Origin of the sequence: Saccharothrix tamanrassetensis, assembly GCF_014203665.1 — a bacterium.
Classification (GTDB): Bacteria; Actinomycetota; Actinomycetes; order Mycobacteriales; family Pseudonocardiaceae; genus Actinosynnema; species Actinosynnema tamanrassetense.
The window spans coordinates 1-12,939 of record NZ_JACHJN010000019.1 but is presented as its reverse complement, the minus strand read 5'-3'; the positions used below and the strand labels follow the sequence as shown (position 1 = coordinate 12,939).

Sequence of the window (12,939 nt, the reverse complement as noted above, 5' to 3'; positions counted from 1 at the left end):
CCTGCCAGGGTGCTGGCCGGCGATGCTGCGCCGGGGCATGGTCGAGGCCATGAAGACATGGTTCATCACCGGGGCGTCACGCGGCTTCGGACGCACCTGGGCAACGGCGGCACTCAAGCGCGGTGACCGGGTCGCCGCGACGGCACGTCAGCCCGAAACGCTCCAGGACCTGGCCGAGACCTACGGCGACCGCCTCCTGCCGATCGCGCTCGACGTGACCGACCGGGTTCAGGTTTTCGCCGCGGTGGACCGCGCCGCGGAAGCCTTCGACGGCCTGGACGTGGTCGTCAACAACGCCGGCTACGGCCTGTTCGGCATGATCGAGGAGACTACCGAGGAGCAGGCCCGAGCCCAGATCGAGACCAACCTGTTCGGCCCGCTCTGGGTGACCCAAGCCGCTCTGCCGATCATGCGGACGCAGGGTAGCGGGCACCTTGTCCAGGTCTCCAGCATCGGCGGCATCGCCGCCTTCCCGACGCTGGGCCTCTACAACGCCTCCAAGTGGGCCCTTGAAGGGATGAGCGAGGCCCTGGCCCAGGAGGTCGGCCCGCTCGGTATCAAGACGACGATCCTCGAACCAGGACCGTACGGCACCGACTGGGCCGGGGCGTCGGCGGCGCACACCGCACCGATCGCCGCCTACGAGCCGATCCGGCAGGCCCGCCGGGCCGGCGCCACCGCCCGCGCGCCGCGCGACCCGTCGGTCACCGCGGAGGTCGTCCTCAGCCTGGTCGACCTGCCGGAACCGCCACTGCGACTGTTCCTCGGCAGCTACCCGTACCCGATCACCGAGAGCGTGTACCAGCAGCGGCTCGCCACCTGGCATCAGTGGCGCGAGCTAGCCGAGACGGCGTGACCCACCCGGCTCCCACCACCACCCGTAGCGTCGGGCAAGCAGCAGGGGGCAGGCCGGCCAACACCACTTCGTGAACTCGGGTGCGGGTCCAAGCATCGCCCGCGCACTCAACTCGGCAGAAGAGTGCGTCCACTGAGTGCCCGGTCAGCGGCATGAGCGTGTGTCGCGATGAGCTTCCAGTCAGGCGCACGGCAGCACGGCAGCGCGTCGGACGGCTGCACGATCTCGGGTGCTGCGGTGGTAGGGGGTTGACCCTGACCCTGCGTCAGGGTTGGAGCCTGGTCGCATGACGAACGACACCACTTCCGCAGCCCGGCCTGCTCCTCCGGTCGGCGGGTTCCAGGAGGTCGGCGGCCGCGGCATCTTCGTGCACCGGTCGGGCAGCGGCGGACCGGCCGTCGTGTTCCTGCCGGGCGCGAGCGCGGTCGGTCTGGACTACTTCGGTGTCCAGCAACAGGTTTCGCAGTTCACCACCGCCGTGGTGTACGACCGCGGCGGCACCGGATACAGCGACCCCCTTCCGCTGCCGCGCACCGCCGCCGCGGTCGCCGTGGAACTGCACGAGTTGCTGCACGCGCAGAACATCGCCGCCCCATACGTTCTCGCACCGCACTCCCTCGGCGGCTTCTACGCGCATCGGTTCGCGCAGCTGTACCCCCAGGACGTTGCCGGACTGGTCTGGTTGGACGCCCTGCACCGCGACTGGGACACGTTCCTGCCGCCCGCGATGCACCTCGTCGCGAGCGAGCAGATGGCACCTGATCTGGAGCAGCTCGAACGGATGCGCCTGGCCCTGCGCGAGATGCGCGGCGAGTTGCTCGTGGACTACCCGGAGCACGTGCGGCAACCGCTGATCGACGCCCATGATCGCGACGAATGGATCCACGTCGGCATCGCCGAGCGCGGCACGTTGGCCGAACTCGCCACCGAACTGCTGGCCGGACCGGACATCCCCGACGTCCCGGTGGTCGCACTCACCGTGTTGGGTGTCGATCCCGCCCAGCAGTCGCTGACGTCGGAGCGGACGTTGCAGGAGGTGCACGAGGGCAGGAGGAGGCTGGACGCGGCCCTGGTGAGCGCGGTCTCGCACGGGGAACAACGCATCCTCCGCGACACCCTCCACCACCGCCTGTGCTTCGACCGCCCCGATGCCGTGGTCCAGGCGATCCGCGACGTCGTCAACCGGGCGGCTCGCGTTTAGAGTCGGCACGATCACGTGCCCCGAAGTCCGAGGAGGACAGTGCTCACGATCAGCCAGCTCGCGGCGACCGCCGGCGTGACCGTACGTACCGTCCGCCACTACCACCACGTCGGCCTGTTGCCCGAGCCCGATCGCGACGCCTCCGGCTACCGCAGCTACAGCGCGCAGGCGGCGGTGGACCTCATCCGGATCAGGACCCTCGCCGATGCCGGTGTTCCGCTGGCCCGAATCGACGCGCTGCTGCACGCACAGCCGACCGAGTTCGCCGCGGCCATCACCGACATCGACGTCGAACTGCAGCGCAGGATCGACCAGCTCACCGAGTACCGCCGCCGGATCGCCGAACTGGCCGGCGGCGAACGGCTCGTCCTGCCCCCCGAGGTGGTCGCCATCCTGAACCGGATGCGCGATCTCGGGATCGGCGAACGGAGGGTACGGCTCGAACGCGACGCGTGGATCCTGATGCGGGCACTGGACCCGCACGCCGTGCCGCAGCGGATACGGGATAAGAACGCCGCCTTCGACGACCCCGGGACGACGCGCCTGTACCTCGCCTGTGATCGAGCGGTCGACTGGGATCCGCACGATCCGCGACTGGACCGGCTCATCGACGACCTGGACGCCTGGGAGATCAGCCATGAGCGGGACAGCGGCCGGTCCGGGTACCTGAAACTGGTCATTTCCCGGATCTCCGAGGCGTCACCGGCGTGGCAACGCATCGTCGCTGTGCTCACCCACCGCGCCGAGCAGCGCCGAACCGCCGAGCACAACAGCTGAAGCCAGCGCCCAGGTCACGCCCGATAGCCGACCCACGAACGTCGGCACAGACAGATGTTCTGCGTGTTGGTCTGGACGCGGGAAGTACGGCTTTCCGGCGCGGCGCTCGGGCCGGCACCGCCAGGGTGGCCGCCAAGAGGGCCGCGATGGCCACGATCACCGCCGCCCGATCCCCCGGTGTCACCCGACCTCCGGCTGGCGCACTCGTTCCTGACCGCTCCGATGCCGGGTGGCCACCGGGTATCTCGGGAGGCAGCCGTTCGGCGTTACGACCAAGCACGGACCGTTGCGGACGGCCCGGGGAGGGACTCGGACGAGCTTCACCCGAGCGTTGCGCCGTCACCGATCGGCATACTGCTGGACAGCCGTTGCAGCACGAGCCCCGCCGAGGTGCCGGACTGCGGGCCGTTGGCCGACGGCGAGCCGGAATCGCCGGTAACTCGCCGGCCGGGGCCGTGGGTCACCGTAGGATCCGGACCGGAATCCGGACGGGTGAGCAGGGGGACGCAGTGAGCGGTATCAGGGTGTTGGTGGCGGGGGCGAGCATCGCGGGGCCCGCGCTGGCCCACTGGTTGCGTCGGCGGGGGGCCGAGGTGACCGTGGTGGAGCGGGCCCCTGAGCTGCGTCCCGGTGGGCAGGCGGTGGACGCGCGCGGGGTGGCCAAGGACGTCATCGGGCGCATGGGGCTGGACGCGGCGGTGCGCGCGGCGTGCACCGACACCGCCGGCGCGTACACCGTGGACGCGGACGGGCGGGTGCTGGAGACCTTCCGTGCCGACGACGACGGTGGCGACGGGTTCATCGCGGACATCGAGATCCTGCGCGGGGACCTGTCCCGGGTGCTCTACGACGACACCCGCGACGGGGTCGAGTACATCTTCGGCGACCGGATCGCCGGGCTCACCCAGGACGCGGACGGGGTCGACGTGGTCTTCGCGGGCGGCGACCGGCGGCGCTTCGACCTGGTGGTCGGGGCCGACGGGCTGCACTCGGCGCTGCGGGCGATGGTCTTCGGGCCGCATGAGCGGTTCCTCCGCCACCTCGGGCACGTGCTGGCCTTCTACAGCGTGCCCAACGAGTTCGGACTGGACCGCTGGCTGCTCGAATACCAGGATCAGGAGTCCGGGCGTTCCGCCCTCCTGCGGCCCATCCAGGACGCCACCCGGGCGATGGCCATGTTCTACTTCACCTCGGCCGACTTCGACGTCGACCACCGTGACGTCGCGGCCCAGAAGCGCCTGCTGCGTGAGCGGATGGCGGGCCTGGGTTGGCTGGCTCCGGACATCCTCGCGCACCTGGACGACACCCCGGACTTCTACCTCGACCAGGTCGCCCAGGTGGTGATGGACCGCTGGTCGAGCGGACGGGTGGGGCTGCTGGGGGACGCGGCGTTCAGCTCGTCGCCGATGTCCGGGCAGGGCACCGGGTTGGCCTTGGTCGGCGCCTACCTGCTGGCCGGTGAACTGGCCGCCGCCGGGTGGAACCCCGACGCCGGGTTCGCCCGCTACGAGGAGCGGATGCGCTCGTTCGTCGAGGCCAACCAGGAGATCGGCCGGCTCAACGCCCGCAGCCGCGACGTCCCCGGGCCGGACGCCGAGCCGAGCCCCGACTTCACCGGCGAATGGTTCACCGAGCTGATCGGCCGCGCGATCAACGGCGTCGAGCTGCCCGACTACGCCGGGGTGCCGGACTCCGGGGCGCCGTAGAGTTCGTGCCGTGGACTGGCATGGATGGCACCGCGACTACGACCGTCCGGACTCCGGACTGGCGCTGCGGTTGCGGGCTGTTCAGACGCAGATCCGGGCCGCGTTGGACGGCGGTGCGCCAGGGCCGTTGCGGGTGATCAGCCTGTGCGCGGGCCAGGGGCGCGATCTGCTGGAAGTCCTCGCCGGGCATCCCAGGCGGGATGACGTTCGAGCGCGTCTGGTGGAGTTGGACGCGCGGAACACGGCGGTCGCCGAAGCGACGGCGCGGGCGGCCGGCTTGGAAGGGGTGGAGGTGGTGACGGCCGATGCCTCGATCACCGATCACTACCGGGACCTGACGCCTGCGGACCTGGTGCTGGTCTGCGGGGTGTTCGGCAACATCACCGACGAGGACGTCGAACGGACCGTCGACGCTTGCGTCCAGTTGTGCGCGACCGGCGGCACCGTCGTCTGGACCCGCCATCGCGGCGCACCGGACCTGGTGCCGGTGATCTGTGAATGGTTCGAGAAGCGTGGCTTCGACCGCCAGTGGGTCTCCGAGCCGGACGCGGGCTTCGGTGTCGGCGTGCACCGCTTCCACGGCGAACCACAGCCGTTGGCCACAGGTATGCGCATGTTCACCTTCGTCGAAGAAGCGGAAAAGCAGGGTCGCAATTCCTGACAGCGTCCGTCTGCGAACCGCACCGAGCACCACGAGAGCTTGTGGCAGGCGTGGACGCAGTTGATCGCGACCACCCCGCACCGCGGCGGGGTGCGCTCAGCGCCTCGCGCTCCCGGTGGAACCGGTCGGACCGGTGATCTCGCGGTCGCGTCGTCATCGCGGTGGCGCTGCGGAGCCGACCTGGCCGCGCACCGGCTCTGGGGGTGCGACGACTTCCGCCGTGCCCGGTCGGCTGGTCGCCCACCACTGGGCGGTGAACCGTCCTCCAGCCGTGCTGACTGCTCGTGGCGGGACTTGGGCGATCCCGGGGATTCGCTTACACGATCGCGTGGCCGGCCCCGCACCCCGTTGGATTCGGACGTCGGTGCTGCTTGCGTTGGGCAGGTCCCGGTTTCCGACGGAAGGACGTCATCCGCCATGGCAAGCACGGTGCAGGGAGATGGGCCCGATCGGCGGCACAACAGGAAATTGCTGGTCAGTGTGTTCGACCCGCAGGAGGCGCGGGAGGCGGTGCTGGGCGGGGCGCGGATCGTGGACAGCGAGGACCCGCGCAGCGCGCTGGGCAACATCAAACCGCAGGCGATCATGAGCATCGCCGACGCGGTGTTGAACTACACGCGCGACAGCGAGGTGCAGCTGAGCACCAACATCGGCGAGGACCAACTGCTGTTCCGGCGGACCGACAGCGGGCACGCGGTGGAGAAGTCGCCGTACGAGATCGCGGGCAAGGCGTCGCAGGCCGCGTTGGGCGTGGCGGTGTCGATGGGCACCAGGGTGCACCCGTGCAACATCATCAAGGTCGGGTTGGACGGCATGCACCTGCCGATCCTGAGGGAGTCGCTCACCGAGGTGGTGCAGACGCTCAACCGCACCGAGCAGTTCAGCCACAGCCAGGTCATGTCGGTGCTGTTCGCGCAGGACCTCGTGCTGTGGCGGCAGCGCAGGAACAACCCCCTGGTGGTGCGGGAACTGGTGGCGTTGCGCGAGTTCTCGCCCACCACGACCGCCACACCGGTCGAGGGCACGATCGACCTGCCGGACTACTACCAGTACCTGACCGACGCGGACGGCAACCCGTTGTTCGACCACCGCCCCGACCTCCGGGAGCTGATCGCCGCCGGCGTGCTGCCCGCGTGGTCGGACAGCACCCGGGTGAAGATCAACGAACCGTTCCCGCACTCGGAATTCGGGCTGACACCGGCCGAGCGGACCGACCGCGAGGCGATCAAGAAGATGGTCGACGCCACCGCGGACTCCGGCGCCGACGGCATCATGCTCGACACCAGCATCCTGTTCAAGGTCGCGCGGGTCGGCCTGGTCGACACCACCGAGACCGGCAACGGCGACGGTCCGTCCATCGTGGACTTCAACCGGTTCGACACCACCGGGACCGGACCGGACGCGTTGACCCGCACCGGAATCCTGTCGGTGGAGGACATCAGGTTCTTCGTCGACTACTGCCACTACCGCGGGGTGGAGGCGAACCTGGCCGGGTCGTTGCAGAGCTACCAGGCCCAGCAGATCTGGCGGCTGGTGCCGCAGACCGACCAGGTGTCCACCCGCGGCGGCGCGTCGGCGGTCCGCCCCGACCCGTCCGCGGACCCCGGTGACGGCGATCCGGTCGCCTCCCGCCGCGACCAGGTGATGATGCGGCAACTGGTGCGCGGCCTGGTCCCGCCCGAGCAGGGCGGCTACCTGTGGCTGCCGAAGAAGATGCGCTCGGTGGAAGGCGTCGACAAGGCCGTCGACCAGCTCCTGGAGAACTTCCCCGACATCGGACAGGTGTTCTGGGCCGACGAGTACGGCCGGCTCGAGCCCTTCTGACCCGCCAGGGAGGCGACGACCATGCACGACACCCACACCGCCACCCCGGCGACCCTCCACGACGACGCACGACCACCGGACACCGAAACCGGCTACCCGGTGCCCGACCGGCCGATCATGAAGTTCACCTGGCACACCGGCGCGTGGTTCGACGTGTTCGAGCTGCACACCGCGCTGATCAAGTCCGACCTGGCGCGCGCCCAGGCCGAGGGCCGGGTGGTGGTCTACCTCAGCTGCCCGATCAGCTCGCGCGGCGGCGGGCACTTCGCCACCAACGTCGACATCGCCAACCACACCGCCCGGCGGCTCACCGAGCAGTGGGGCGAGCGGTTCTTCTTCCTCAATCCCGCCGCCTACCAGCTGGAGTCCCGCCAGGGCACCGGCCTGATCACCCGTCACATCGCGGCCCTGCAGGACAAGTACCCCGGCCTGACCCTGGAGCAACTGCTGGCCCAGACCCACCCGACGGGCGGGGACTACATGCGCATGTGGTCGCGCGTGCTGATCGAGGACGACTACCTGGCACACCCGACGCGCAAGGACCTCAAGCTCGGCGGCGCGTTCGACGCCTACTACTTCCTCGGCCCGACCGACGCGCGCGAGTTCTTCTCGCTGCGCAGCGGCGGCGAGTCGCTCACCGACCGGATGGAGGGCTACTTCGCCCGCCGCTACACCACCGACCCGCAGTTCTACCTCGACTTCGGCACCGTCGACGACGGTGCCGGCGGGCGTCGCCCGCTGGACCCGAGCCGGCCGCAGGACGCGGTGGTGTACGAGGCGCGGCGCCGGGCGTTCCTGGTCTACTACGGCACCCGGGTGAGCACCGCGTTCAGCCTGGGCGCCCACGACGAGTGGAACATCCACCACCGCCTCAACCAGGCCCGCCGCGCCGATGCGGCCTACGGCGTCGGCGAGGAGATGGCCGGGTTCTTCGACGGCCGCCAGTTCAGCCTCGGCGACACCGAGCAGGAGACCCTGCCCGGCTACGAGGTTCTCGACGCCACCGCGCGGACGCGGTCGGCGCCGGACGGCGCGACGGTGCCCGCCCTGTCGCAGGCCGAGGTGGCGTGGCCGTACGGCACGCTGCCCGAGCTGGTCCTGCCCCGCGAGCCGCTCGACTCCACCGCACAGGCGACACGGTGACGGCGCCGTCCTCGCCCGCGCGCGGGGTGCTCGTCCTCGGCGCGGTCCTGGTGCTGCTGTGCCCGTCCCCCGCCTTCGCCGCGGCTTCGGCAGGTCCGCCGCGGACACCGGTGGTGGACGTGCACGACGTGCAGGGTGCCGGGCACCGATCACCGCTCGCGGGGCAGCAGGTGACCGTCGCGCGGGGCGTGGTCGTGGCCGCCGACGCCCGCCGCAGGGTGTTCTGGCTGCACTCGGTCACCCCCGACCACGATCCGGCCACCTCCGAGGGCGTCCAGGTCGCCGTCGACGCGCCCACCCCGCAAGTCGGCGACCTGGTACGGGTCACCGGCACCGTGCGGGAACACCGCGACGGCGACGACACCCCGACCAACGCGAACCTGTCGGTGACCCGCATCGGCGGTCCGGCGTCGGTGACCATCGTGGGCCGCCATCCGGTGCCCGCACCCGTCCCGCTGGGCGAGTCCGGCCGTACCCCGCCGCACGAGGTGGTCAAGGACGACGTGGTCGGCGACATCGAGTACAGCGCCGCGTTCGACCCCGCCGCGCAGGGCCTGGACTTCTACGAGTCGTTGGAGGGCATGCCCGTGCGGGTGGACGAGCCCGTCGCGGTGTCACCGGCACTGGAGTTCTCCGGCGGCAGGCGGGTCACCGTCGTGGCCGACGGCGGCGCGGGCGCCACGACACTGGCCGGTCGGGGCGCGCTGGCCGCGCGGGAGCACGACCCCAACCCCGAACGACTCGGTCTCGTCACCGGGCCCGTGCCCGACGCGATCCCCGCCGGGATCGACGTCGGCGACCGGCTCTCCCGGGCCTGCGGTGTCCTGGACTACCGCTACGGCGCCTACGAGATCGTGGCCACCTGCTCCTCGACCCGCTACCCCGCGGGCCTGGCCCGGGAGTCCGCGCGGCCCGCGGCAGCCGACGAGCTGGCGATCGCGACGTTCAACGTGGAGAACCTCTCGGCGGTGTCACCACCCGAGAAGGTCGCCGAGATCGCGCGCACCATCACCACCCGCCTCGCCTCCCCCGCCGTGGTGGTGGTCGAGGAGGTCCAGGACGACGACGGACCGGCCGACACCGGTGTCACCACCGCCGGGCGCACCTGGCAGAGCCTCGTGGACGGGATCGCCGCCGTCGGTGGTCCGCGCTACGACTTCCGGCAGATCGACCCGCTCGACGGCGCCGACGGGGGCGTGCCGGGCGGCAACATCCGGGTCGGGTTCCTGTTCCGCACCGACATCGGGCTGTCCTTCGTCGACCGCCCCGGCGGCACCGCGACCACACCGGTCCAGGTGACGCCGGACGGCGCGCTCAACCTCAGTCCCGGCCGCGTCCAGCCCGACCACCCCGCCTTCACCGACACCCGCAAATCACTGGCCGGGGAGTTCACCTTCCACGGCACCCGACTGGTCGTCGTGGCCAACCACCTGACCTCACAGCGCGGCGACGACCCGACCTTCGGCCGCTTCCACCCGCCCCGCACACCCAGCCGCGTCCCGCGCGGCGAGCAGACCGGCGTCCTGGGCGACTTCGCCCGCCGGCTGCTGGACAACGACCCGGACGCACGACTGGTGCTCGCGGGCGACTTCAACGACACCGAGTTCTCGCCACCACTGCGGACGTTGCGCGACCTCGGTCTGACCGACCTGCCCGCCACCCTGCCCGAACCGGAGCGCTACACCTACATCTACCAGGGCAACGCCCAGGTCCTCGACCACATCCTGCTCGGCCCGAGGCTGGTCGCGGACGGCTACGACTACGACATCGTCCACGTCAACGCCGAGTTCGCCGACCAGGTCAGCGACCACGACCCCCAACTGGTCCGGCTGAAGATCCCGTGACCACCAGTCCCCACCGGCCCCCGCACGAGCAACCCGTGCCCCAGCCCCTCGGAGGACCGAACCGATGACCGACGAACTCGTCCTGCCCACCACCGGCACCCGCGTGCCGCCACTGCCCCGCGCCCGCATGAACGCCGACGTGGAAGCCGCCTACGACCTGAGCATCGCCACCTGGGGCATCCCCAGCAACCTGTTCCGCACCATGGCCCACCACCCCGCACTGGCCATCACCGAAGTGCCCTACGCCAACTCGATCATCTTCGACGCCGGCGAGCTCACCGAGATCCCCGACCCCGACACCGCACGAGGCGGCACCGTCCGCTACCCCACCTCCGGCTTCCTCGACCGCGTCACCAAAGAACTCGTGATCAACGTCGTCAGCCTGCTCAACCGCAGCCGCTACTCCATCACCCACCACACCGTCATCGGCTACAACACCCTGTCCGAACTCCTGCCCCACCCCGACCCCGACACCCGCGCGAAGCAGGCGGAGGCCATGCTCCTGCACCTGGTCGACGAGCACGGCGACCCCACCTTCGACCGCCCCGGCGCACCGCCCTACACCGCACTGCACCTGGCCTGCCTGCGACTGGCCGCCGCCACCCAGGCCCACCCCCACGGCATCACCGACGACCAGGTCCGCACCACCCACCGCATCCTGCTCGACCACGCCCCCGCCGCCATCACCGCCCACGGCCTCGACCAGTACCCCGGCACCGACACACCCGCCTACCGCAACGCCTACGCCACCGGCATGCTCGTCGAACTCACCTGGCTCACCGTCCACTTCAGCGGCCTGCTCAACGTCTGGTTCACCGTCCTGCACACCTTCGACGAAGCGAGCGTCGCCGACGACGAAATCGACTTCATCACCGCCTACAACACCACCGTCCCCAGCGCCATCCGCCGACGCAACAACGCCCTCCTCGGCCCCACCGGCTGGGGCGACTCACCGCTCGACCGAACGGGAACGCAGCCGACCGCGTCTTCCGTCGGAGCTCTGACACCATGACGTCCGAGATCGTGCCCGTGACCGGAATGAACTCGCTCGGGCTCCAGCTCCGCTCGAACGTGCCGTCCGGTTTCTGGCCGTGAAGCAGGAGCTCTGTTCCCCGGTCCGACCGGGCCGCGCGCCCAGTGGTAGGGCCGCAGGATCGGCATCCCGGTGACGCCCACCGTTCAGGTGGACGCTCCTGCGGCCCGCTGGCCGGTCCCACGCGGCCGGTGGCGGATCGGCGGAGGGTGGGCCTCCTTCCGGAGACCCACCCGTGACGCGACTAGCAGCCGGCATACCGGCTGGTCGAGACGGCCGTGGCGTGCTGATTGCCCAGTCGGACGTAGTGGAAGGTGGACGCGACGTAGTAGCGCGGCGTCGACGTGCACCTGTAGCCGGAGGTCCTCGATTCCGCCTTCCTCCCCGGCCGGCTGTCGTAGTTCCCGATCGACACCGGCTCCCACCTGCTCAGGGGTGCCGACCACTGGTACAGGGTCGTCTGCGCGGTGACGTTGTGCAGCGTCACGGGGCAGTCCGTCCTCCCGGTCCCCTGGGCGTAGTCGTTGCCCGAACGGCGGATGACCAGCAGGTCGCTGCGACCGTGGCACACGATCGCCGCGGCGGCGGACTTCCCGTCGGTGCTCGGCAGGTGCAGGGTGAAGGTCGTCGTCTCGCTGGTGGCGGGTGCGGCGCCCGCCTGCGTGGCACCTGCCACCAGCGCGGTCAGCGCTGCGGCCACCACCAGTAGCAGGGCGGCGGGTCGCCTGGTTTTCGCTCCGGACATCTCCGGCTCCTTTCAACGGCTCTGCGGACGGGCGCGGGCATATCGGCGGTATTTGCCTGGTTCGACGTCCGTCGGTGTGCGCCGCGGCCTGTCCGGTGCGGCGGGTCCGTTTCGCCGCGGTGCCAGAGTGGGCGCCCGTTTCCTTCTGGCAACACGACGTTCTGCGAATCGCTCGTTCAGTGGTGCCGGCCGGCGGGTCGGTGGGCATAGGCAGGACTCCCCACGGCGCCCGGCGGTGCCGGGGTGGAGGGGTGGGGCGATGACGGTGGAGCTGCGGGTGTTGGGTCAGGTCGAGGTCCTGGTCGACGGGACGCGGGTGGACCTCGGGCACGCCCGGCAGCGGTGCGTGCTGGCGGTGCTGGTGGTCGAGGCGGGCCGGGTGGTGGCCACCGATGAGCTGGTGGACCGGATCTGGGGTGGGCGTCCGCCTCGACGGGCCCGGCAGTTGGTCAGCAACTACCTGTCCCTGCTGCGCCACCTGCTGGCCGACGCCGGCGTGGACGAGGTGGTGATCCAGCGGCGTGGCGGGGGCTACGTCGTGTTGGTCGACCCCGAGCGCGTGGACGTGCACCTGTTCCGCCGCCTGGTCGACGGTGCCCGTGCCGAGGGCGACCAGGGCCGTGCGCTGCAGCTGCTGGAGCGGGCCGCGGGGCTGTGGCGCGGCGAGGTGTTGGCCGGTCTGGACACGCCGTGGATCGCCTCGGTGCGGCAAGGGCTGGAGCTGGAGCGGTTCGCCGCCGACACCGACCGCCTCGACCTGGCGCTGCGACTCGGGCGGCACACCGCGCTGCTGCCCGAGCTGACCGACCGCGCCACCGCTCACCCGCTGGACGAACGCGTGACCGCCCAGCTCATGCTGGCCCTCTACCGCGCCGGTCGCCAGGCCGACGCCCTGGACCACTACCAGCAGGTGCGCACCCGACTGGTCGAGGAACTGGGCACCGACCCCGGACCGGAGCTGCAGCACCTGCACCAGCGGATCCTGACCGCGGACCCCGACCTCGCCGTCCCCCTCACGGGGGCGGCGGTCCGGTCACCGGTGGTGCCGCGTCAGCTGCCCGCCGCGCCGGGACTGTTCACCGGTCGCCTCACCGAGCTGGCCGCGCTGGACCGCGCGTTGCCCACCACCGTCGCGGCCACCGACGTCCC

The 12,939-nt window shown here is 71.0% G+C and carries 11 protein-coding genes; 10 read left to right on the top strand and 1 reads right to left on the bottom strand.

Annotation, left to right across the window (positions count from 1 at the left end; translation table 11 throughout):
- Nucleotides 1–22: 22 nt before the first annotated feature.
- The 9 genes from FHS29_RS35585 (at nucleotide 23) to FHS29_RS35545 (ending at nucleotide 11,024) form a co-directional block, all read left to right on the top strand.
- Complete coding sequence (locus tag FHS29_RS35585) at nucleotides 23–856, top strand: SDR family oxidoreductase (RefSeq protein ID WP_221457292.1); 834 nt, start codon at nucleotides 23–25, stop codon at nucleotides 854–856.
- Nucleotides 857–1,142: 286 nt separating this feature from the next.
- Nucleotides 1,143–2,057: an alpha/beta fold hydrolase gene (locus tag FHS29_RS35580; RefSeq protein ID WP_184699007.1), complete on the top strand. Its 915-nt coding sequence runs from the start codon at nucleotides 1,143–1,145 to the stop codon at nucleotides 2,055–2,057.
- Nucleotides 2,058–2,096: 39 nt separating this feature from the next.
- Nucleotides 2,097–2,834 carry a MerR family transcriptional regulator gene (locus FHS29_RS35575; protein WP_184699005.1) on the top strand — a complete coding sequence of 246 codons (738 nt, stop codon included), beginning with the start codon at nucleotides 2,097–2,099 and terminating at the stop codon, nucleotides 2,832–2,834.
- Between the two features lie 509 nt (nucleotides 2,835–3,343).
- Complete coding sequence (locus FHS29_RS35570) at nucleotides 3,344–4,540, top strand: FAD-dependent monooxygenase (RefSeq protein ID WP_184699003.1); 1,197 nt, start codon at nucleotides 3,344–3,346, stop codon at nucleotides 4,538–4,540.
- Between the two features lie 10 nt (nucleotides 4,541–4,550).
- The gene (locus FHS29_RS35565; RefSeq protein ID WP_184699001.1) at nucleotides 4,551–5,201 is read left to right on the top strand and encodes a class I SAM-dependent methyltransferase family protein; all 651 of its coding nucleotides are present in this window, start codon (nucleotides 4,551–4,553) and stop codon (nucleotides 5,199–5,201) included.
- Nucleotides 5,202–5,618: 417 nt separating this feature from the next.
- Nucleotides 5,619–7,025 (top strand): (5-formylfuran-3-yl)methyl phosphate synthase, encoded by a 1,407-nt coding sequence (locus tag FHS29_RS35560; RefSeq protein WP_221457288.1) that lies wholly within the window; start codon nucleotides 5,619–5,621, stop codon nucleotides 7,023–7,025.
- A gap of 21 nt (nucleotides 7,026–7,046) precedes the next feature.
- Entirely contained in the window at nucleotides 7,047–8,168 is a 1,122-nt protein-coding gene (locus FHS29_RS35555; protein WP_184698997.1) for a hypothetical protein, read from the top strand.
- Nucleotides 8,165–10,012, top strand: coding sequence for a DUF8508 domain-containing protein (locus FHS29_RS35550; RefSeq protein WP_221457287.1), 1,848 nt, complete (start codon nucleotides 8,165–8,167; stop codon nucleotides 10,010–10,012). Before FHS29_RS35555 ends, FHS29_RS35550 begins: the two co-directional genes overlap by 4 nt.
- Before the next feature lie 64 nt (nucleotides 10,013–10,076).
- On the top strand, nucleotides 10,077–11,024 hold the full coding sequence (locus FHS29_RS35545) for a carboxymuconolactone decarboxylase family protein (protein ID WP_184698995.1): 948 nt from the start codon (nucleotides 10,077–10,079) through the stop codon (nucleotides 11,022–11,024).
- A gap of 265 nt (nucleotides 11,025–11,289) precedes the next feature.
- Here the strand turns inward: FHS29_RS35545 and FHS29_RS35540 are convergent, their stop codons facing one another.
- Nucleotides 11,290–11,790, bottom strand: a complete 501-nt coding sequence (locus FHS29_RS35540) for a hypothetical protein (protein WP_184698993.1) — start codon at nucleotides 11,788–11,790, stop codon at nucleotides 11,290–11,292.
- Nucleotides 11,791–12,049: 259 nt separating this feature from the next.
- Here FHS29_RS35540 and FHS29_RS35535 point away from each other — a divergent pair.
- Nucleotides 12,050–12,939: AfsR/SARP family transcriptional regulator (locus FHS29_RS35535; RefSeq protein ID WP_184698991.1), on the top strand; the 890-nt coding region annotated here is incomplete at its 3' end.